The 21,718-nt window shown below is 72.0% G+C and carries 16 protein-coding genes, 2 pseudogenes and 1 riboswitch; of the genes and pseudogenes, 13 read left to right on the top strand and 5 right to left on the bottom strand.

Annotation, left to right across the window (positions count from 1 at the left end; translation table 11 throughout):
• Window positions 1-5 precede the first annotated feature (5 nt).
• Window positions 6-761, top strand: coding sequence for an NPP1 family protein (locus ACH4TL_RS12295; protein WP_398318250.1), 756 nt, complete (start codon window positions 6-8; stop codon window positions 759-761).
• 15 nt (window positions 762-776) lie between these two features.
• On the opposite strand, the gene ACH4TL_RS12300 is transcribed toward ACH4TL_RS12295, so the two are convergent.
• Both ACH4TL_RS12300 and ACH4TL_RS12305 read right to left on the bottom strand, forming a co-directional pair.
• Window positions 777-2,612, bottom strand: a complete 1,836-nt coding sequence (locus ACH4TL_RS12300; RefSeq protein ID WP_398318247.1) for a glycoside hydrolase family 15 protein — start codon at window positions 2,610-2,612, stop codon at window positions 777-779.
• A 59-nt stretch (window positions 2,613-2,671) separates the two neighbouring features.
• Window positions 2,672-5,164 carry an ABC transporter permease gene (locus ACH4TL_RS12305; RefSeq protein WP_398318244.1) on the bottom strand — a complete coding sequence of 831 codons (2,493 nt, stop codon included), beginning with the start codon at window positions 5,162-5,164 and terminating at the stop codon, window positions 2,672-2,674.
• A gap of 169 nt (window positions 5,165-5,333) precedes the next feature.
• Between ACH4TL_RS12305 and ACH4TL_RS12310 the strand changes: the two genes are divergently transcribed.
• Entirely contained in the window at window positions 5,334-6,527 is a 1,194-nt protein-coding gene (locus ACH4TL_RS12310; RefSeq protein WP_398318241.1) for a sensor histidine kinase, read from the top strand.
• 35 nt (window positions 6,528-6,562) lie between these two features.
• The gene (locus ACH4TL_RS12315) at window positions 6,563-7,267 is read left to right on the top strand and encodes a response regulator (protein WP_398318238.1); all 705 of its coding nucleotides are present in this window, start codon (window positions 6,563-6,565) and stop codon (window positions 7,265-7,267) included.
• Window positions 7,268-7,293: 26 nt separating this feature from the next.
• On the opposite strand, the gene ACH4TL_RS12320 is transcribed toward ACH4TL_RS12315, so the two are convergent.
• Window positions 7,294-7,470: a hypothetical protein gene (locus tag ACH4TL_RS12320; RefSeq protein WP_398318740.1), complete on the bottom strand. Its 177-nt coding sequence runs from the start codon at window positions 7,468-7,470 to the stop codon at window positions 7,294-7,296.
• A 3-nt stretch (window positions 7,471-7,473) separates the two neighbouring features.
• Between ACH4TL_RS12320 and ACH4TL_RS12325 the strand changes: the two are divergent.
• The 7 genes and pseudogenes from ACH4TL_RS12325 to ACH4TL_RS12355 form a co-directional block, all read left to right on the top strand.
• Window positions 7,474-7,659, top strand: a pseudogene (locus ACH4TL_RS12325) (LuxR C-terminal-related transcriptional regulator); the annotation flags it as partial.
• A 78-nt stretch (window positions 7,660-7,737) separates the two neighbouring features.
• Window positions 7,738-9,444 (top strand): IlvD/Edd family dehydratase, encoded by a 1,707-nt coding sequence (locus tag ACH4TL_RS12330; protein ID WP_398318235.1) that lies wholly within the window; start codon window positions 7,738-7,740, stop codon window positions 9,442-9,444.
• 93 nt (window positions 9,445-9,537) lie between these two features.
• On the top strand, window positions 9,538-10,419 hold the full coding sequence (locus ACH4TL_RS12335) for a triphosphoribosyl-dephospho-CoA synthase (protein ID WP_398318232.1): 882 nt from the start codon (window positions 9,538-9,540) through the stop codon (window positions 10,417-10,419).
• A 12-nt stretch (window positions 10,420-10,431) separates the two neighbouring features.
• Window positions 10,432-10,527, top strand: a riboswitch (TPP riboswitch).
• Window positions 10,510-11,925 carry a purine-cytosine permease family protein gene (locus tag ACH4TL_RS12340; protein WP_398318229.1) on the top strand — a complete coding sequence of 472 codons (1,416 nt, stop codon included), beginning with the start codon at window positions 10,510-10,512 and terminating at the stop codon, window positions 11,923-11,925. (Overlaps the previous riboswitch by 18 nt.)
• A gap of 81 nt (window positions 11,926-12,006) precedes the next feature.
• Window positions 12,007-13,629, top strand: coding sequence for an APC family permease (locus tag ACH4TL_RS12345; RefSeq protein ID WP_398318226.1), 1,623 nt, complete (start codon window positions 12,007-12,009; stop codon window positions 13,627-13,629).
• Between the two features lie 174 nt (window positions 13,630-13,803).
• Window positions 13,804-15,270: a serine hydrolase domain-containing protein gene (locus ACH4TL_RS12350; RefSeq protein ID WP_398318223.1), complete on the top strand. Its 1,467-nt coding sequence runs from the start codon at window positions 13,804-13,806 to the stop codon at window positions 15,268-15,270.
• A 73-nt stretch (window positions 15,271-15,343) separates the two neighbouring features.
• Window positions 15,344-16,399: pseudogene (locus ACH4TL_RS12355) on the top strand (polysaccharide lyase family 1 protein); the annotation flags it as partial.
• Between the two features lie 28 nt (window positions 16,400-16,427).
• On the opposite strand, the gene ACH4TL_RS12360 reads toward ACH4TL_RS12355, so the two are convergent.
• Together ACH4TL_RS12360 and ACH4TL_RS12365 are read right to left on the bottom strand one after the other, a co-directional pair.
• Window positions 16,428-17,438 (bottom strand): LacI family DNA-binding transcriptional regulator, encoded by a 1,011-nt coding sequence (locus tag ACH4TL_RS12360; protein WP_398318220.1) that lies wholly within the window; start codon window positions 17,436-17,438, stop codon window positions 16,428-16,430.
• Window positions 17,435-18,469 (bottom strand): LacI family DNA-binding transcriptional regulator, encoded by a 1,035-nt coding sequence (locus tag ACH4TL_RS12365; protein ID WP_398318217.1) that lies wholly within the window; start codon window positions 18,467-18,469, stop codon window positions 17,435-17,437. Before ACH4TL_RS12365 ends, ACH4TL_RS12360 begins: the two co-directional genes overlap by 4 nt.
• 185 nt (window positions 18,470-18,654) lie before the next feature.
• Here ACH4TL_RS12365 and ACH4TL_RS12370 point away from each other — a divergent pair, with 185 nt between their 5' ends.
• From ACH4TL_RS12370 to ACH4TL_RS12380, 3 genes are read left to right on the top strand one after another with little or no spacing between them, the layout of a single operon-like run.
• Window positions 18,655-19,935, top strand: a complete 1,281-nt coding sequence (locus ACH4TL_RS12370) for an ABC transporter substrate-binding protein (RefSeq protein WP_398318214.1) — start codon at window positions 18,655-18,657, stop codon at window positions 19,933-19,935.
• Complete coding sequence (locus ACH4TL_RS12375; RefSeq protein WP_398318211.1) at window positions 19,932-20,873, top strand: carbohydrate ABC transporter permease; 942 nt, start codon at window positions 19,932-19,934, stop codon at window positions 20,871-20,873. The genes ACH4TL_RS12370 and ACH4TL_RS12375 overlap by 4 nt, the downstream gene beginning before the upstream one ends.
• Complete coding sequence (locus ACH4TL_RS12380; protein ID WP_398318208.1) at window positions 20,866-21,717, top strand: carbohydrate ABC transporter permease; 852 nt, start codon at window positions 20,866-20,868, stop codon at window positions 21,715-21,717. The genes ACH4TL_RS12375 and ACH4TL_RS12380 overlap by 8 nt, the downstream gene beginning before the upstream one ends.
• Window position 21,718 lies beyond the last annotated feature (1 nt).

Consider the following 21,718-nt stretch of genomic DNA (forward strand, 5'->3'; position numbering starts at 1 on the left):
ACGCAGTGCAGCCAAGCTCGCGCATCCGCAAGGTCTCGTTCGTCCTCGGCAGCGCCATCGCCCTGGTCGTGGCCCTGCCCGGAAGCGCCCTCGCCGACCCGCCCAAGTCCCTGCCCGGCAACGCGGAGGCGCTGGAGCAGACGTTCCAGCCCGCCTACGACTACGACACCGACGGCTGCTACCCCACCCCCGCCATCGGCCCCGACGGCACGCTGAACGGCGGGCTCAACCCCTCCGGGGCGCCCAACGGCCAGTGCCGTGACGCCTCGGACCTCGACAACACCAACGGATACGCGCGCTCGAAGTGCAACAACGGCTGGTGCGCGGTCATGTACGGCCTCTACTTCGAGAAGGACCAGGCGTCGATCGGCGGACACCGCCACGACTGGGAACACGTCGTGGTGTGGACGCAGGACAACCAGGCCCGGTACGTCTCCACCTCCGCCCACGGCGGATTCACCACCTACGCCCGTGACCAGGTCCGGTGGGACGGAAACCACCCGAAGATCGTCTACCACAAGGACGGGCTGAGCACCCATGCGTTCCGTCTCGCGAACACCAATGACGAGCCGCCCGAGAACCACCGCGGCACCTGGCAGTTCCCCACCCTGGTCGGCTGGAACGGCTACCCCGCCGGCCTGCGCGACAAGCTGAGCCAGGCCGATTTCGGCAGCGCCAACTTCGGCCTCAAGGACGGCAACTTCGCCGCCCACCTCCAGAAGGCCAAGCCGTCCGGCATCCCCTTCGACCCGGGCGCGTAAGGCAAGGCCCCCCGGTCAGCCCAGGGCACGGTCGAGGTTGAACGCGGCGCTGATGAGCGCGAGATGGGTGAACGCCTGCGGGAAGTTGCCGATCTGCTCACCGGTGCGGCCGATCTCCTCCGCGTACAGCCCGCAGTGGTTGGCGTACGTCAGCATCTTCTCGAACGCGAGCCGCGCCTCGTCCAGCCGTCCGGCCCGGGACAGCGCCTCGACGTACCAGAAGGAGCAGATGGAGAAGGTGCCCTCCTCACCGCGCAGCCCGTCCGGGCTGGCCTGGGGGTCGTAGCGGTAGACCAGCGAGTCGGACACCAGGTCCTCGCCGAGCGCGTCCAGGGTGGACAGCCACTTGGGGTCGGCGGGGGAGATGAACTTGGCCAGCGGCATCATCAGCACGGAGGCGTCGAGCACATCGTCGCCCTCGTGCTGGACGAACGCGTGCCGCCGCGGGGACCAGCCGTGCCGCATGATCCGGCGGTAGATCTGGTCGCGCGTCCGCGACCAGCGGGGCATGTTCGCGGGCAGCCCGCGGTGGGTGGCGATGCGTATCGCCCGCTCGATCGCGACCCAGCACATCAGCCGCGAGTACAGGAAGCACTGGGGACCGGCGCGGGTCTCCCAGACGCTCATGTCCGGCTGGTCCCAGTGCTCGCACACCCAGTCGACCAGTTCGCACACGGTGTCCCAGTGGTCGCTGGCCAGGGGCTTCCCCCACTTGTCGTAGAGATAGAGGGAGTCCACCAGCGCACCGTAGATGTCCAGCTGGAGCTGGTCGACGGCCCCGTTGCCGGACCGGACCGGGGCCGAGCCCAGATGGCCCTCCAGATGGGACAGTTCCTCCTCGGTGAGCTGGCTGCGGCCGTCGATGCCGTACATGATCTGGAGCGGGCCGCCGGGGCCGTCCCGCAGCCGGATGTCCTCGGACAGGAAGCGCACGAACGCCTCGGCCTCGTCGGTGAATCCGAGCCGCAGCAGCGCGTAGATGCAGAACGCGGCGTCGCGGATCCACACGTAGCGGTAGTCCCAGTTGCGTTCCCCGCCGATCTGCTCGGGCAGACTGGCCGTCGGCGCCGCCACGATGGCGCCGGTCGGCGCGTAGGTGAGCAGCTTCAGGGTCAGCGCCGAGCGGTGCACCATCTCCCGCCACCGGCCGCGGTAGCGGGACTGGGAAAGCCAGCGGCGCCAGTACCGCACCGTGGCGTCGAACGCGTGCTCCGCCTCGGCCAGCGGACACGGCCGGGGCCGCACCTCGCCGCCGATGCGGTCGAGCGCGAAGACCGCGGCCTCGCCTTCGACCAGCTTGAACGAGGCCACCGCGTCGGGGCCGTCGGTCTCCACCGTGACGCTGGACGTCAGCGCGAGGGACAGATCGGGGGAGTCGAACACCGTGAGGCCCTGCCGGAGACCCACGGTGTGCGTCTGCCGCCCGTAGTCGAAGCGGGGCGCCACCCGCGCGGTGAAGGGCAGCGAACCGCGGACGCACAGCACCCGGCGGATCAGCCGGTGCCGGTCCGCCTCCCGTGAGTCGTCCTCGACCGGCATGAAGTCCTGCACCTCGGCGACACCGTCGTCCGCGAAGAAGCGGGTGATGAGGATGTTGGTGTCGGGGAAGTAGAACTGCTTCGCCCGGGCGGGCGCGTCCGGGGCCAGCTCGAACGCACCGCCGCGGTCGGCGTCCAGGATCGAGGCGAAGACGCTGGGGGCGTCGAAGCGGGTGGGGCAGTACCAGTCGATCGTGCCGTTCGTGCCGACGAGCGCGGCCGTCCGCAGATCGCCGATCAGGCCGTGTTCCGCGATGGGCAGATACCGGGGCGTGTCCGCCTTGCAGGGGCGAAGGCTCTCGGCGACGGTCATCGCAACCTCCCGCGCTCACCGGTCGCGGTACCTCGGCTTTCAGGATACGTCCGGACGCTCTACGTGTCCGTGGCGATGGCCTTCAGCATCGGCACCCGCGCCGCCTGGCGCCCCGGCCACAGGGAGGCGAGCACACCGATCACGGCGGCCGCGACGAAGAACAGGGCCGTCCTGCCCCACGGGATGACCAGGGGGACACTCTCCTGGCCGACGACGGCCACCGCGCCGATGACACTGCCGACGGCGACGCCGAGCGCCGAGCCGAAGAGGGAGATGGTCACCGATTCGATGCGCAGGACGGAGGCCACGCCCCGGCGGTCCAGCCCGATGGCGCGGAGCATCCCGATCTCCCTGACCCGCTCGAAGACGGCCATGCCCATGGTGTTCACCACTCCGAGGGCGCCGATCAGCACGGTGACGCTGAGCATGGCGTACATGATGTTCAGGAACGGAGCCGTCCGCGCGGTGGCCGCCGTCCGTGCCTCGGCGCGGTCCTGCACCAGCAGCGCGGGGTTGTCCAGGGCGCGCCGGATCTCCCGCTGGAGCGCGGCCGTACGGCCCGGGGCGGCCTTGACCAGGACCGATTCAACGGAGGGCCGGTTCTCGGCGCCGTCCTGGCGCGGCAGGGAGCGGTCGGACACCAGGGTGGGCGTCAGGTCCTCGGGGCCGTCGTAGATCGCGACGACGGGCAGGCTGGTCCGCTCGCCACTGCCGGTGAAGGCACCGGCTACCCGGGAGCCGATCCGCCAGCCGCGCTCGGCGGCCTCCTCAGCGGTGACGGCGATGCCCCGGTCGAGGCGGTCCAGCGAGCCTTCCAGGACGGTGATCGGCGCCAGCCGTTCCACCGTGGCGGGGTCGACGGCGGTGACCGGGAGTGAGCCGCCGCCGAAGACGTCGAAGTAGGTCCGGGCGAGGGCGGTGACGGCCTCCGCGTCGGCGAGCCGGGCCACCCGCGCGGCGGTGTCGTCGCCGACCTCGGCGAAGTCGACGGCCGTGATGCGCAGGTCCGTGGTCATGGCGCGGTCGGTCTCCTGCTCCTCCAGCCGGTTCAGCGAGGCCACGGCCACCGTGACGGCGGTGACCATAGCGAGGCCGACCATGAGGGTGGTCGCGGTGGCCGCCGTACGCCGGGGGTTGCGGCGGGCGTTCTCCACGGCGAGCTTGCCGCGGATGCCCGCCAGCCGGGTCAGCGGGGAGCGCAGCAGCGCGGTGACGCCGAGGGCGAGCAGCGGGGTGAGGGCGATCAGGCCGACGAGGAGGACGGGTACGGCGCCGAACAGGACGTCCGTATCGCCGACGGCGGCAGCCAGCAGCAGCACCCCGCACACCGTGACGGCCACCCCGAGGAGGGTGCGGCGGCGCAGCGAGGTGGCCGTCGAGGGCTCGACCGTACGCAGCGCCGCCACCGGCGGCACACCCGCGGCGCGGCGGGCCGGAAGCCAGGCCGACAGGACGGTGACGCCGATGCCGACCGCGAACGCCGCGACGAGCGCGGTGGGGGACAGCAGCCGCAGTGGCGCGGCCGGTGTTCCGGTGACGCCGAACAGGTTGCTCAGCAGCGTCGCCACGCCGGTGCCCAGCGCGTATCCGGCGATCGAGGAGGCCGTGCCGACCAGGGCGGCTTCCGTCAGGACCCCGCGCATCACATGCCCCCGGGTGGCGCCCACGGCCCGCAGCAGCGCGTGTTCCCGGGCGCGGGCGGCACTGAGCATGGTGAAGGTGTTGGCCACCAGGAAGGTGGAGACGAACAGGGCGACACCGGCGAAGCTCAGCAGCAGCGACGTGAGCTTGTCGCCGTCCCCGGACGTCTCCGTGGACTCCAGCTCCGCCCGGGTGACCGCCTCGACACCGGACGGCAGCAACTTCTCCGCCTCGTCGGCCAGTTGTTCGTCCGAGGTGCCGTCGGCCGTGGTCAGGGTGATCGCGGAGTAGCTGCCGGAGGCGGGGGCGAAGTGGCGCTCGGCGGTGGCGTTGTCGAAGGCGGTGAGCGTGCCACCGGACTCCACCCGGCTGTCCCGGGCGGTGAACACCCCGACCAGCCGGGCGTCGCGGGCCGTACCGCCCACCACGACGCGCGCCCGGTCACCCACCCGGTATCCGGCCCGCTCGGCGGTCCGCCGGTCCAGGGCGATCTCCCAGGAGGTACGGGGGCCACGGCCCTCGACGAGCGGATAGCGGACGTCCTCGCCGCGCTCGCCGGGGACGTAGTTGACGCCCGCGGCCCGGTACAGGTCGCCCACCAGGGTGCCGTCGGAGCCCGCGACGAAGGAGGGGCCCTCCACCACACCGCGGGCCGCGGCCGCCGAGGGCAGCTTCCGCAGCCTCTCCAGCAGGGTGCGATCGACCCGGGAGGCGTGGTCGGGGGTGTCCGGTTCGATCGTCACCGACACATCGGGCTGGGAGTTGGTCTGGGCCCGGACCACGGCCGCCTTCACCGAGTCGCCGTAGAGCAGCGAGCCGGTCACGAACGCCACGCCGAGCACGACGGCGAGGGCGGGCATAGCGAAGCGGAGCCGGTGGGAGCGGAGGGTGCGCAGTGCGGTGCGGAGCATCGGCGGCCTTCGGAATCGGATCGGTAGGGAGGGGAAGATGTGCTGACCGTTGTGATCCTTCCGGCGCGGGTACGTCCGCGGATCCACTGGATGACCGAACCGCACCGCGCCCCTCCCTCGGCCGAAAGGCTGATGTGGCGCGGGCGGCACGGCCGTACCGTGAAGCGCCATGATCACCGAGTTCCGGGCCCGCTCCCGCCTCCGGCAAGTCCTGCTCTGTCTGGGAGGCGCCGTGTCCGTCGTCCTGGTGGCCCTGGAGGGGCAGAACGCCCCTTATCCGTCCGTGGCCTTGGCGACGACGGTGTCCGGGACGCTGTGCCTGGCCGCGCTGGCCGTGCCGGAACGGCTCCTCGCCCGGGCCACCGTGCTCGCCACCGCCGCCTCGTGCGCGCTGACGCTGGTGGAGACCGGGCTGTCCCGGCGTCCCGAGAACACCCCGGGACTCATCGAGCTGTGCGCCCTGCTGTGGCTCGTCACCCGCGCCGTGCGGCGCTGTTCCCCGCTGATGGCCGCCCCGCTGTCCGCGCTCCCCGCCTTCGCCGCGGTCGTCCTCCCGCTGCGGATCGCCGAACGGGGCGAGCACATCAAAGAGGTGATCGGCCTGATCGGGGCGGGCGGCGTGCCGTTCATGGTGGTGCTGGGGCTGTGCCTGCGGCTGTACGACGCGCTGCGGGTCCGGCAGCGCGAGGCCATCCTCCAGGCCCAGCGCCTCGAACACGCACGGGAGTTGCACGACTTCGTGGCGCATCACGTCACCGCGATCGTCGCCCAGACCAAGGCCGCGCGCTTCACCGCGGCGGCCGGTCACACCCAGTCCCCGGAGGATCTGGACCAGATGCTCGCCCATATCGAGCAGGCCGGATCGCAGGCGCTCGGATCGATGCGCGCCATGGTCTCCAGCCTGCGGGACCCCGCCGCGCCCGCCGCCACCAGCCCCACCGGCGGCCTGACCGGACTGCGCGACCTCACCCGGAACTTCAGCGCGGCGGGCCCGACCGCCGAACTGACCCTCGACCCACGGCTCACCGCCCGTCCCCTGCCGCCCGAGATCACCACCGCGGTCCACCGCGTGGTGCAGGAGTCGCTGACCAACGTCCGCAAGCACGCCGCCGGAGCCGCCCGGGCCGAGGTACGGGTCACGCTGCGCCCCGGCACCCCGGAGGAACTGGAGGTGTCGGTGTCCGACGACGGCCGCTGCGCCGCACCGGCCGCCCGCGCGGAGCCGGGCGGCCCGTGGAACGGGGGCGGTTACGGCCTGGTCGGCCTCACCGAGCGGATCGAGCGGGCCGGTGGCCGACTCACCGCGGGACCGGGCGGCGGCGGCTGGCACGTCCTCGCCGTCCTCCCGCTGAACGACGCCTAGGGTTCCACCGGACGGGAGCCGGGGCGCCTGCGATCATGGCGGGTATGACGATCCGGGTGCTTCTCGCCGACGACCAGGAGATGGTCCGTGCCGCGTTCCGCATGATCATCGACTCCCAGCCCGACATGCGGGTCGTCGCCCAGGCGGCCGACGGCACCGAGGCGGTCGACCAGGCCCGCGAACTGCGCCCCGACGTCTGCCTGCTGGACATCCGCATGCCCCGGCTGGACGGACTGGAGGCCACCCGGCTGCTCGCCGGGCCCGATGTCCCCGACCCGCTGAACGTCCTCATCGCCACCACCTTCGACCTCGACGAATACGTCTACCGCGCGCTGCGCAACGGCGCGTGCGGCTTTCTCCTCAAGGACGGCGCCCCTGGACTGCTCACCGAGGCGGTGCGGGCCGCCGCGGCGGGCAACTCGATGATCTCGCCCTCGGTGACCGTCCGCCTCCTCGCACAGATGGCACCCCACCGCCGCGCCCCCGCCCCCTCCGAGGCCCGGCACGCTGGAGGGGGCGGGCGTTCGGACGCGCTGACCGAGCCGCTGACCCAGCGCGAACTGGACGTCGTACGCCGGGTGGCCCGCGGCCGCACCAACGAGGAAGTGGCCGCCGACCTCTTCGTCACCCTGTCCACCGTCAAGACCCACCTCGGCAACGTGCAGCGCAAGCTCGCCGCCCGCAACCGTGTCGAAATCGCCGCCTGGGCCTGGGAGAACGGGATCTGCCAGAGCGAGTGACGGTAGCCCCGGCCCCGGCCCCGTCGTCAGGCGCGGGCGAGCGCGTACGCGGGCGGGGTGCGCAGCGCCCGACGGGTGGGCAGCTCGACGGTGAGGAACGCGATGCCCGCCACCACGACCGCCACCACCGGCGCCAGCCACGGCGGCCCCGCGGGCCACGGGCGGTGCAGGAAACCGGCGGACAGCAGCACCAGCGGGACCACGGACTGGCACTGATGGCCGAAGGGCTCGGCAACACCGCCGTCGCCGAACGGCTCGTCGTCACCGAAGGCGCCGTGCACAAGCACATCCGCAGCATCTTCGCCAAGCTCGGACTGGCCCCCACCGACCGCACCGACCGGCGCGTGGCCGCCGTGCCGCACTATCTCAGGGACGCGCACCGACGGTCCTGACGTGCGCCCGGGGCCTGAAACACACCGGTAGTGGGCAGCGTTCCCCCGCACGGATCGTCGAGAGATCGGAAGGTTCGTATGAGTGGCACGCACCGGTCGCGGCAGTGGTACGAGGGTGAGTCCCGCGACGCGTTCATCCACCGTGCCTGGATGCGGCGCGGCCTCCCCGACCACGCCTTCGACGGACGCCCCCAGATCGTCATCTGCAACACCTGGTCCGAACTCACACCCTGCAACAGCCACTTCCGCGAGATCGCCGACCATGTGAAACGGGGCGTATGGGAGTCCGGCGGGGTGCCGCTGGAGCTCCCGGTGCCCTCGCTCGGGGAGACCCTGCTGCGCCCCACCGCGATGTTCTTCCGCGACCTCGCCGCGATGGTGACCGAGGAACTGATCCGGGCCAACCCCGTCGACGGTGTGATCCTGCTCGGCGGCTGCGACAAGACCGTACCGTCCCTGCTGCTGGGGGCCGCGTCGGTCGATCTGCCCACCCTGATGGTCACCGGCGGCCCCATGCTCAACGGCTCGTGGCAGGGGCGTCCGCTGGGCTGCGGCACCGGGGTGTGGGAGCTGAGCGAGGAGGTACGGGCGGGCCGGATGGCCCGCTCCGAGCTGCGCCGGGCCGAATCGGCGATGATCCGCAGCCGGGGGCACTGCAACACCATGGGCACGGCCTCCACCATGGCCTGTGCCGCCGAGGCACTGGGCATGGCCCTGCCCGGCAACGCGGGGCTCCCGGCCCCCGACAGCAGGCTGCTGGAGCTGTCCCACGCGGCGGGCAACCGCATCGTCGCCATGGTGCGCGAGGACCTGCGGCCCAGCGCGATCCTGACGGCGGAGGCGCTGCGCAACGCGGTGCGCGCGGTGGCCGCCATCGGCGGCTCCACCAACGCGGTCGTCCATCTCCTCGCCCTCGCCCGCCGGGTCGGGGCGGACTTCGGGCTGGACGACATCGACCGCGCGGGCCGTGGCATCCCCCTGCTCGCCGATGTGCAGCCCGCCGGTGCCCACCTCATGGAGGACTTCCACCGCGCCGGTGGACTGGACGCCGTCCTCGGGCAGATCAGGGACCACCTCGAACCGGCCGTCACCATCACCGGCCGCCCGCTGACCGAGGAGCTGTCCGGCCGCTCCAGCGCCGACCTCACCGTCATACGCGACGCGCGGGACCCGATCGCCCACGACGCCGGGCTCGCCGTGCTCCGCGGCAACCTCTGTCCCGACGGGGCCGTCATCAAGCCCGCCGCCGCCACGCCGGAGCTGCTGCGCCACCGGGGCCGCGCCGTGGTGTTCGACGGGATCGAGGACTTCCGGACCCGCATCGACGACCCGGAGCTGGAGGTCGACGCGTCCGATGTGCTGGTCCTGCGCGGCTGCGGGCCGCGCGGCTACCCCGGCATGCCCGAGGTGGGGAACATGCCGCTGCCGCCCGCGGTGCTGCGCTCCGGGGTGCGGGACATGGTGCGGATCAGCGACGCGCGGATGAGCGGCACCGCCTTCGGCACCGTCGTCCTGCACATCGCCCCCGAGTCGGCGGCGGGCGGCCCGCTGGGCCTGGTACGGACCGGCGACTGGATAGAACTGGACGTCGAGCGGCGGCTGTTGAGGCTGGACGTACCGGACGACGAACTCGCCGCACGGCAACCGGTGACCGCCGCCGCGCCACCGGCCACCAGCGGATGGGAGCAGATCTACCGTGACCACGTCGAACAGGCCGACCGCGGCGCGGGGCTCGATTTCCTCTCCGGCACCCGCGGATCGTACGTGGCCAGGGAGTCGCACTGAGGGCGTCGCGCTTAAGGGCGTGGCACCGGGCCCCACAGCGGGATCACAGGAAGGACCCAGGCCCGGGAAAGGTCCGCCGCCTAGCCTCCGGGCATGCCCACGACGCGCTCCACGGACGACGCACTGGCGCAGACCGCCGTACGAGCCCTGATCTCCCAGGCGGAGCTGACCCCCAAACCGGGCCTCGCGGACACCCGTGACCTCCAGGCCCGCGCCACCGGCACCGATCTGCTCGCGCTGCGCTGGTCGGCCAAGTCGCTGGCGCCCGGGTTCGCGGCCATGGCCGCCGCCGCGCGGCGCCCCGGCGAGCCGACCCGGGCGCTCCGCGAGGAGCTGGGCGCCATCGGCCGCTGCGCCGAGTGGACCATGGCGCGGGCCGGTGGCGGCCCGGCCACCGGCGGTGTGCACCACGGGGCGCTGTGGGTGCTGGGGCTGCTGGTGGCGGCCGCCGCCCTGACACCCGGCGCCACGCCCCGGGAACTGACCGCCACCGCCCGCGAGCTCGCGGCCCACGCCGACCGCCGTGCCCCGCGCAGGCCATCGGCGGGCTCGCAGGTGTCCGCCACCTACGGCGCGGCGGGCGCGCGCGGCGAGGCGCGGGCCGCCTTCCCGCACGTACGCCGCGCCCTGGACACCCTGGCCACAGCCCGGGCCGCGGGCGCCACCGAGACCCAGGCCCGCCTCGACGCGCTGCTCACCGTGATGAGCACCCTCCAGGACACCGGGCCGCTGTACCAGGCCGGGCCGCCCGCCCTCCGGCGGGTGCAGGACGGGGCGCGCGGTGTGCTGGAGGCGGGCGGCACCGCGACGGACCGGGGCGCCGCCGCCCTCGCCACCCTCGACGCCGAACTGCGCGAGACGGGCATCGCACCACGTGGGAGCGCCGCACTGCTGGCCGGTGCGCTGTTCCTGGACGCGCTCCCGGCAGCGGCCGGGACCGGCCCCCGGGACCGGGCCCCCGGCATGAGGGGTTAGCCTGGGGGCGCTCCACCGGACACGGGGTGCCCCCACGCGGGGGCTGAGATCACACCCGTCGAACCTGAACCAGTTAGCACTGGCGGAGGGATGTCATCGATGCCACGGCCGCATGCTGCCACTGATCCGGCGCCCCTCGGCGCGGAATCCGTCTTCGACGGGCGGATGCCCTCCGCGCCCGGCGATCTGCGCGTCGAGGCGCGCGGTATCGCGCCGGTCCCGGAAAGTCACCGCTACGGCGGCCCGGGGCGCCTGTTCACCGTGTGGTTCGCCCCGAACCTGACCATGACCGGCGTGTTCACCGGAACCGTCGGCATCGGCCTCGGCCTGGACTTCGCCACCGCGCTGGCCGCCGTCGTCCTGGGCACCCTCATCGGTGCCGTACCCACCGCGTATCTGGGCACCTGGGGCAGCCGGACCGGGGCCGGGCAGCTGCCGCTGGCGCGGCTCGCGTTCGGCCGGGCCGTCGGCGTGCCCGGCGTCCTCCAGTGGCTGTCGTCGGTGGCCTGGGACGCGCTCATCGGGCTGTTCGGCGGTGACGCGCTGGCCCGGCTGTGCGGGCTGCCGTTCTGGCTGGGCGTGCTGATCATGATGGCCGCCCAGGGGGTGCTCGGGGTGCTGGGCTACGAGGCCATCCACCGGATGCAGAAGCTGATGACCTTCGTCCTCGCCGCCGCCTTCGCCGCCCTCGCCGTCAAGCTGCTCGACGGTGTCCACCCCGCCGCCACCGGGTCGGCCCATGGCGCGGACCGCGTCGGCGCCTTCGTCCTGACCAGCACGATCGCGCTGAGCCTGGCGCTGTCGTGGGCGCCGTACGCCAGCGACTTCAGCCGCTATCTGCCCCGCGACACCTCCCGGACCCGCATGTTCTGGTGCACCCTGCTCGGTGTCACCGTGTCCTTCGTGGCCGTCCAGACGCTGGGGCTGTGGGGCGCCTCCGTCTTCACCGACCAGACAGCCCGCGGTGTCGAGACGGCGCTCGGCGGCGGGGCGCTCGGCGCGTTCGGGCTGCTGGCCGTGGCGCTCGCCGCGCTGTGCAGCAACGCCATGAACGACTACAGCGGCTCCCTGGCCCTCCAGACCGCCGGTGTCCGCATCCCCCGCCCGCTGGCCGCGGCCCTCGCCGCCGCGCTCGGCTTCCCGCTGGTGCTGTGGATGCACGCCGCCGACACCACCGCCCGATTCCAGAACGTGCTGCTGTTCGTCGGCTACTGGATTCCCGGCTTCGTCGCGGTCGTGGCCGTCGACTGGTTCGCCCGCGCCCGCGCCCGGGGCGGCGCGCCGGTCGACCTGGCCGCCGAGCGCGCCCGCCCGCAGCCGTGGTGGCCCGCGCTCCTGGCGTTCGGCGCCGCCTTCGCCGCCGCCGTGCCCTTCATGGACACCGGCCTGTACACGGGCCCGGTGGCGGCCGCGCTGCACGGCGCCGACCTCGCGTACTACGCCGCCTTCCTCGCGGCGCTCCTCATCTACGTCCCGCTCAGGCTCGGGCGTCGCACGGCCCGCTGACGACGCGGGCACCGGGACCGGCGGGGCGCGTGGCACCCTGGGCTCTCGTATGATCCCGCACCACCCGAGGAGACGTGCCACGTGCCGCAGAACCAGCCAGCGGAGTCCATCGCCGCCCCGGCGGTGCTCGCCGAGGAGCGCAGACTCCACAAGGACCTCGGCTTCTGGGGCCTGACCGCCATCGGGTTCTCCAACATCCTCGGCTCCGGCTGGCTGTTCGCGGCCCTGTACGCCGCCCAGACCGCCGGGCCCGCCGCGTTGCTGTCCTGGATCGCGGCGGGCGCGCTGTGCGCCCTGATCGCCCTGGTCATGGTGGAGCTGGGCGCCACCCGCCCGGAGGGCGGCGGCACCGTGCGGTGGCCGCTGTACGCGAGCGGGCGGCTGGTCGGCACGATGGTCGGCTGGTCCGTCGTGCTGTCCGTCGGCGGCACGGCCGCCGAGATCAGCGCGATCATGCAGTACGCCGCGCACTATCTGCCGGGGATCTACGACGGCGGCCACCTCACCCTCCCCGGCCTCGGCGTGGCGGTGGGCTTGAGCGTCGTGCTCACCGCGCTGAACTGGTTCGCCGTGCGGATATTCGCCCGGCTCAACAACCTGGTGTCGGTGTTCAAGGTCGTCGTCCCAGTGCTCACGATCGTCGCGCTGTTCCTGTCGGGCACCCACTCGGGGCGCCTCACCGAACACGGCGGTTTCGCGCCGTACGGCTACGCGGCCTGCCTCACCGCCCTCGCGGGGGGTGGCATCGTGTACTCCGTCAACGGCTTCCAGGCCCCGCTGGACTTCTCCGGCGAGGCCCGCAATCCACGCCGTTCGGTACCGGCCGCGGTGCTCACCGGGATCGGCCTGGCCGTGCTGGTCTACCTCGGGCTCCAGCTGGCGTTCCTGTACACCGTCCCGGACTCGGTGCTGGGCCACGGCTGGCAGGGGGTCAACTTCGAGTCGCCGTTCGGCCAGCTCGCCCTCATCCTCAATCTGCACTGGCTGGCCACGCTGCTGTACGCGGACGCCGTGATCTCCCCGGGCGGTTCCGCCTACGTCGGGGTGGCGATCGACGCCCGGCACACCTACGCCCTGGCCAAGAACGGCCTGCTGCCGCGCTTCTTCATGCGCATCGACCCCGCGTCCGGCATGGCACACCGGGCGCTGCTGCTCAACCTCGCGGTCATCGTCGTCTTCATGCTGCCGTTCGGCGGCTGGCAGGACATCGTGAGCGTGATGGGGGACATGTATCTGCTCATCTACGCGGCCTCGGCGGTGGCCGTCGCGGTGTTCCGGGCACACGACCGGGAGCGGGGAGTGCCCCGGGCGGACGGGCAGGTGCCGGGGGTGCGCTGGATCGCGCCCCTCAGCTTCGTGGTGGCCAGCGAGTTCGTGTTCTGGTCCGGCTGGGACGATCTGCGGCTCGCCCTGCCCCTCGTCCTGGCCGGGGTTCCGCTGTTCCTGCTCCAGCGGCGCACCACCGGCGGCCTGCCCGCCCTCGGCGAGCTGCGGCACGGCGCCTGGCTGGTCTTCCACCTCGCCGCGCTGACCCTGCTGTCGTGGCTCGGCTCGTTCGGCGGTTCCGGCCAGTTGCGGGCGCCGTACGACACGGTCGCGGTGGGCGCGCTCGCGCTCGGCGTGTTCGCGTGGGCGGTGCGCTCGGGCGCCGCGCACCTCAGGGCGGGCGCCACGGACGTGCCGCCCATGGCCCCGTCGGTCTGAGCCGCCCGCTCCGGGGAGCCGCGTCGCGCTCTGGCGCGGTGCGGCTCCTTTCGCCGATGATCGAAAGTCGACCCACCGCGCACGACCCACCGCGCACGACCCACCGCGCACGACCCACCGCGCACGACCCACCGCATACGACCGCATACGATCCGCCATGGAGGATGAGCCGCGATGAGTGCTGGCAGTGCCCGACCCCTGCCCGAGAGCACACCCGCCGCGCAGGGTGTGGACGCCCGAGGCGTCGGCGCGTTCCTCGACGCGCTGGAGGCGGCGCCCGGAATCGAGCCGCACAGCCTGATGATCGTGCGCCACGGCCAGCTGGTCGCCTCCGGCTGGTGGGCGCCGTACACCCCGGACCGGCCGCATCTGCTCTACTCCATCAGCAAGAGCTTCACCTCGACGGCGGCCGGATTCGCGGTGGCCGAGGGGCTGATGAGCCTCGACGACCCGGTGCTCTCGTACTTCCCCGAGTTCGACGGCGACATCACCGACCCGCGCAGCCGGGCCATGCTCGTCCGGCACGTGGCGGCCATGGCCAGCGGGCATCTGACCGACGCCCGGGAGCAGGCGTTCACCCGCGACCGGGACGAGCCCGTGCGCGGCTTCCTGCTGACCCCGCCCGACCGCGACCCCGGCACCGTCTTCGCCTACAACCAGCCCGCCACGTACAGCCTCGCCGCGATCGTCCAGCGCGTGACCGGGCAGTCGCTCATCGACTATCTGCGGCCACGGCTGTTCGACCCGCTGGGGATCGGCGAGACGGCCTGGTTGCAGCGTCCGCCCGGCCGCGACCTCGGCTTCAGCGGGATGTACGCCACCACGGACGCCCTCGCCCGGCTGGGCCTGCTGTACCTGGGCAACGGGATGTGGGAGGGCCGTCAACTGCTGCCCGCCGCATGGGTGGCCGAGGCGACCCGGGCGCGGATCAGCAACGCGGACGGCACCGCGGAGGGTGCGGCCTCCGACTGGCAGCAGGGCTACGGGTTCCAGTTCTGGCGGTCCCGGCACGGCTACCGGGGCGACGGGGCGTACGGGCAGTTCTGCCTCGTGCTGCCCGACCACGACGCGGTGATCGCCATGACCGGCGACACCGTGGAGATGCAGACGGTGCTGAACCTGGCCTGGCAGCATCTCCTCCCGGCGCTCGGCCCCGCGCCCCTGGACCACCGCCGGGACGAGGACGCGGCGTTGCGGGCGCGGCTCGACGGGCTTCAACTGCCGCCGACGTACGAGAAGTTCACCGCGCCGGCGGACGCCGGGACGGCGGCCACGACCTTCACCCCGGCGGGCGGCAGTTGCGCGGACCAGCCCCGGCTGGCGGAGGTGACGGTCGCCCCCGGCGGCGACGGCGCCTGGACCCTCTCCCTGGCGGAGGGCGCGGCACGGCTCGATGTGCGGCTCGGCGCCATGGGATGGACGGTGGAGGAGGGCACGGACCAACGGGTCCCGACGGCGGCGAACGGCGGCTGGACCGCCCCGGACACCTTCGTGGCCGACATCGCGTTCCTGGAGACCCCGCACCACCTCGACGTGACCTGTTCGACGGCCGACCGGACGTTCACCGCGCGCTGGCGCACGATGCCGCTGCACCCGGCACCGCTGCCCGCGATGGGCGTCCCCCGCCGCGCCCGGGGGTGAACCCGGCAACCAATGGCGGCTCGGCGGCGACTGTCGCATGGACGGTTCCCCCGAGCTGAGGAGTGGTGTGGTCATGGCGGCCCAGTGGCGGCGCATACGAGGAAACGGTGAACGTAAGCCGGGCTTACCGGGCGTGGCGGTCTGGGGGGTGCCGCTGGCCGTGGCCCTGACGGTCGGCCTCGCCCCTCAGGGAACCGGCTCCCCGGCGGATACCAGCCCGGTGGCCGCGGCCTGGGCCGACGGCGTCGCCGACGGCTTCGCGTCGGTCAACGCGCTCGGCCAGAACGGTACGTACGGAGGCCGGGACGGCAAGACGGTGACGGTGCGGACCCTCGCCGACCTGGAGAAGTACGCGACGGCCGCCGAGCCGTGCGTCATCGTGGTGGCCGGGGCGATCACCATGGACCCCAAGGGCAAGGAGATCAAGGTCGCCTCGGACAAGACGATCGTCGGCCAGGGGACGGCGGGTGAGATCGTCGGCGGCGGCTTCTTCCTCGGCCAGGGCGTGCACAACGTCATCATCCGCAACCTCACGATCCGCGACTCGTACATGGGCACGTGGAACGACAAGGAGCACGACTTCGACGCCATCCAGATGGACGGCGCCCACCATGTGTGGATCGATCACAACGACCTGAAGCACATGGCCGACGGCCTGATCGACAGCCGCAAGGACACCACGTATCTCACGGTCTCCTGGAACCGGCTGGAGAACCACAACAAGACGTTCGGCATCGGCTGGACGGAGAACACCACGGCCGACATCACCATCCACCACAACTGGTTCCGGGAGACGGAGCAGCGCAACCCGTCCGCCGACAACATCGCGCACGCGCACCTGTACAACAACTACCTCCAGGACCTCCCGGGGACGGACATCTCCTCCTCCTACGGCAACTACTCCCGCGGCAACACCAAGATGGTGCTGGAGAACAGCTACTTCGAGGGGATGAAGAACCCCGTCATCAAGGACCCCACCGCCTCGATCGTCCAGCGGGGCAACACCTTCGTGAACACCAGCGGACGCAACGAGAGCGGTGGCACGGCATTCGACCCCAAGGCGTACTACTCCTACACCCTCGACCCCGCCGCCAAGGTGCCGTCGGTCGTGAAGTCCGGCTCCGGGCCCGGCGGCACCCCGGCGAAGTAGCGGGGGCTCAGCCCTGGCGGGCCGGGCCCGTGGACTTCCGGACGACGAGGTCGACCGACATGTCGAGCCGGATCGGGGCCCGGTCCGGCTCACCGGTGACGGCGCCGAGCACCCGTATGGTCTCGGCCGCCATGTCCTCGAAGGGCTGACGCACAGTGGTCAGCGCGGGCGCGGCGGACCCGGCGGCGTCGATGTCGTCGAACCCGACGACCGAGACGTCCCCGGGGACGCGCAGCCCGCGTTCGGCACACGCCTCGATCACGCCCAGCCCCTGGAGGTCGTTGCCGGTGACGAACGCGGTCGGGGGATGCCACAGGCCGAGCAGGGCGTGGGCGGCGCGCCGGGCGGGCTCGGTCTGGAACGGCACCGCCCGGATCAGCTCGCGGTCCGGGCGGATCCCGGCGTCCCGGAGCGCGGCCAGATAGCCACCGAACCGCGCCCGGCAGCAGGTCAGTTCCATCGGCCCGGACACCAGGGCGATCCGCTCGTGGCCGAGTCCGGTGAGATGACGGGCGGCCATCGACCCGCCCCGCCACTGGGTGGCGCCGATGGCGTTCATCCCGGTGGGCGCGTCGCCGATCGTGTCGAGCACGACCACCGGTATGCGGGCCCGCGCCAGCCGTTCCGTGACGACCGGCGGAACGGGCGAGAGGACGAGCACCGCACCGCTGGGGCGGTGCGCGAGCAGGGTGTCCAGCCAGCGGGTGTCGCCTTCGGCGTGGCTCACGGTGAGTGCGTACCCCAGGGGGCGCAGCACCGTGGAGAGGCCGCGGATGAGGGGCGCGTTGACGGCGCTGCCCGCGCAGCCGAACACCACCGCGACCGAGCCGTGGCGCGGGCCGCGCGGGCGCCACTGGTAGCCGGTGCTCCGCACCGCGTCGAGGACGCGGCGGCGGACCTCGGCCGACACTCCGGGCCGTTCGTTGAGGACCTTGGACACCACGCTCTGCGAGACGTTCGCGGCCTGAGCCACCGTCTTCATGCGCACGGTGGGGCGTACTGCGGGTCGTACCGTCATCGTTGCTTCCTCCAGTCCTGATGAGCCGGGTGGGGCGCGGTGCTCTCCCGCACCACGAGGGACGTCGCCAACTCGACACCGCGCCCGGCCGAGGAACCGCGTCGTGCGTGCTCCTGATCGATGAGCCGCACCGCCTCGGCGGCCATCTCCGCGAGCGGCTGACGGACCGTGGTGAGGGGCGGCGTCAGCAACGTGCAGACCGCCGTGTCGTCGAACCCCACCACGGACAACTCCTCCGGCACCCGCAGCCCGCGCGCCCGTGCCGCCTGGTACACCCCGGCCGCCAGCACGTCGGAACCGGCGAAGACCGCGGTCGGCGGGGCGGACAGGGCCAGCAGGGCCGCGGCGCCCTCCGTCCCGGCGGTGACGCGGACGTCGCCGTACCGGGCCAGGGCGGGGTCGGGGGAGAGGGAGAACTCGCGGTGTGCCGCCAGATAGCCCTCGTACCGCTCCCTGGTGCTCGGGGCCGCGGAGGGCCCGCCCAGGAACCCCACCCGGCGGTGCCCCAGTTCGAGGAGATGGCGGGTGGCCGCGGCACCGCCCGACCAGTTCGTCGCTCCCACCGTCGGCATATCGGGCCCCTGCACACCGGCCGGGTCGAGAAGGACGAGCGGCACCGGCAGCTCCGCCAGCGCGGCCGTCTCGTCGTGACAGGGCCGGGTCAGGGCCAGCAGGATGCCGTCCGAGGGCCGCGCGCGGCGGGTGTCGGCCCAGTCGCCGATCCGGAAGCGAGGATGGTCCACCGGGGTGAGCGCCAGGGTGTATCCGAGCCCGAACGCCGCGCGCTGCGCCCCGTCGACGAGTTCCGCCGCCCAGGGCGTGGCGGCCTCTTCGATCAGCAGGTCGAGAATGCCGCCGAGTTGTCGTCGGCGTTCCGTGCGGAGCACATATCCGGTCGCCCGCGCCGCCCGGGTGACGCGGTCTCGGGTCTCCTCCGAGATATCCGGCTTGTCGGCGAGTACCCGGGACACCGTGGAGATGGAGACGCCCGCCGCCTTGGCAACGGCCGCCATCGTCGCACGCGTTGACATGCTGATTTCCCTCCGCTCAGTCGCAAATTCCCGCAAAACTTGGGCGAATATTCCGCCAGTACCGCATGCAAAGCGCCGGTGCGTCAGGTGTTCGGTCCGCTGTCTTGACAGTGGTTTTTACCCGCCTTTAGCGTCACCGTCGCTGAAGTTCCGCAATGTTTTGCGTCTCATTGCGAGGAGACCGTATGCATAAGGAATCCAGACCCCGGCGGCTTGCCGCGGCGGCCGCCGCGGCGGCGCTGCTCCTGGCCGGGTGCGCCGATGGGTCCTCGGACACCAAAGGGTCCGGCAAGCAGACCCTCACCTTCTGGGGGTGGTCGGACATGTCGAAACCGGTCGCCCTGTGGAACAAGACCCATCCCGATATCCAGGTGAAGTTCCAGGCGATCACCTCGAATTTCTATCCGAAGCTCCAGGCCGCCCTCACCGGGAAGTCCGGCGCCCCTGACCTGACCCAGGTGGACTACCCCAATCTCACCTCGACGATCATCGCCGGAAACCTCAAGGACGTCACGGCCGAAACCCCCGAACTGAAAGGGCAGTTCAAGCCCGCCGTATGGGACCAGGTCGTGGTGGACGGAAAGGTCTACGGGATCCCGCAGGACATCGGCACCCAGGTGCTCTACTACCGGTCCGACCTGTTCCGGAAGGCCGGTCTGACCGCCCCCGCCACCTGGGACGCGTACCTGAAGGCGGCCGCCGTCCTCAAGATGAAGTACCCGAAGGCGTACACCACCGCGCTCCCCGCCAACGGCGGCATCTGGCTGGCGTCCCTGGCGAGGAACGCCAAGGCCAAGTGGTTCACCACGGACGACGACGCGTGGAACGTCGGCCTGGACGACCGGCCCACCGAGAAGGTCGCCGCGTACTGGCAGACCATGCTGGACAAGGGGTACGTCAAGGGGGACCAGCACTGGCAGCCGACCTGGTTCAAGGGGCTGGCCCGCGGCACGTATCTGACGTGGATCGGACCGGCGTGGGGGAGTTCGGCCCTGAAGAAGAACGCCCCCGGCCTCTCCGGCAAGTGGGCCGTCGCCCCGCTGCCGCAGTGGTCGCGCGGGGACAGCGCCCCGGTGTACTGGGGCGGCTCCCTGACGGCGCTGACCAGCGCCACCAAGAAGACCGACGCGGCGCTGACGTTCGTGAAGTGGCTGAACACCAGCGCGGCCAGCGCGAAACTGCTGGCCGCCGACGTCCTGCCCGCCTCCGAACGCGGAGGGCGCATCCCCGCGCTCTCCCGGCCCGACCCCTACTTCGGCGGCCAGGTGCCCGGCGAGGTGTTCACCGTACGCGGCACCGCTTCGACCCCGTGGACCTGGGGGCCGACGATGACGGACACCACCAACTACCTCAACGACGCGATGCAGTCCGCCCTCAACAAGTCGACGACCCTGCCGGAGGCCATGCGGAAGGTCGACCGCCAGACCGTCGCGCAGCTGAAGCGCAAGGGCCTGTCCGTCCGATGAGCGCGCCGGACGGGGCCGCGCCGCCGTCGCGGGCGCGCCGCCGCCGACTGCTCCTCGGCGCCGACTGGAAGACGGCGTGGGGTTTCACCGCCCCCTTCCTCGCGGTGTTCCTCATCTTCACCTTGCTGCCGGTGGTCTACGCGCTGTGGCGCAGCTTCCATGGCGCGCGGAAGTCGGGCCTGGGATTCGGCAAGCCCCGCGTGGTCTTCGTCGGGCTCGACAACTACGCGGACACCTTCACCAACCGGGAGTTCCTGGCCTCCGTCGGGCGCGTCCTGCTCTACGGCGTCGTCCAGGTGCCCGTGATGCTGGGGCTCGCCCTCGTGATGGCCCTCGTCTTCGACACCGCGATCGTGCGGCTGCGCAGCCTGTTCCAGCTGGCCGCGTTCCTGCCGTACGCGGTCCCTGGCGTCATCGCGTCCATCCTGTGGGCCTTCCTCTATCTGCCCGGGGTGAGCCCGGTCGTGGACCTCCTCGACGGGCTCGGCGCCCATGTCGACTTCCTCTCCAGGGGCACCGTGCTGTGGTCCATCGCGAACGTGTCGACGTGGCAGTGGACCGGCTACAACATGATCATTATCTATGCGGCGCTCCAGGCGATCGACCGCGACCTGTTCGAGGCCGCGCGCATCGACGGGGCGAGCAACTGGCACGTCGCCTGGCTGATCAAAGTGCCGCTGGTGACCCCGGCGATCCTCATCACCGGGCTCTTCTCGGTGGTCGGCACGCTCCAGCTGTTCTCCGAGCCGACCGTGCTGCGCGCCATCACCAGCAATGTGTCCTACGACTACACACCGAACATGATCGTCTACAACCTCGCGTTCGGATCGGACCAGCCGTACTACTCGGCCGCCGTCGCGGTCGTCATCGCCATCGGCTCGTTCCTGCTGTCCTTCGGCTTCCTGCGGCTGCTCCAGCGAAGGAGCCCCGATGCGTGACACCCGGCAAGCGCCCCGGTCGACCTGGTTCATCCTCACCGCCACGATCGTCGCCCTGACTGCCTACTTCCTCATCCCTGTCGTATGGATGCTGATCGCCTCGACCAAGTCGACCGCCGACCTCAACACCACCTCCGGCCTCTGGTTCGCCCGCTTCGACCTCGTCACCAACCTGGAGGATCTGTTCGCCTACCGTGACGGGGTCTTCCGGCGCTGGGTGCTGAACTCCCTGCTCTACTCGGGCGGCGGCGCCCTCGGCTCGACGTTCCTGGCCGCCCTGTGCGGATTCGCCCTCGCCAAGTACCGCTTCCGCGGCCGGAACGCGCTGATGGGCCTCATCTTCGGCGGGGTACTCATCCCCGGCACGGTCCTCGCCCTGCCGACCTACCTGCTCCTCAACTCCCTCGGCCTGATCAACACCTACTGGGCGGTGATCCTGCCGAGCCTGTCCAGTGCGTTCGGCGTGTTCCTCGTCCGCGTCTACACGGCAGCCGCCGTCCCCGACGAACTGCTGGAGGCCGGACGCCTCGACGGCGCCCACGACCTGCGCGTCTTCTTCACCGTCGTACTGCGCATCCTGCTGCCGAGCCTCGTGACGGTGTACCTCTTCTCGTTCATCTCCATCTGGAACAACTTCCTGCTGCCGCTGATCGTCCTCAACGACCAGTCGCTGTGGCCGGTCACCCTCGGGCTCTACTCCTGGCAGCTCAACGCGATGAGCGAACCCGACCTCGTCCGGATCGTCGTCACGGGCTCCATGGTCGGCACCATCCCCCTGGTCATCCTCTTCCTCGCGCTCCAGAAGTACTGGCGCAGCGGCATCACGACGGGAGCGATCAAATAGC

The sequence above is a fragment of the Streptomyces sp. NPDC021115 genome, from assembly GCF_044333065.1.
Lineage (GTDB): Bacteria > Actinomycetota > Actinomycetes > Streptomycetales > Streptomycetaceae > Streptomyces.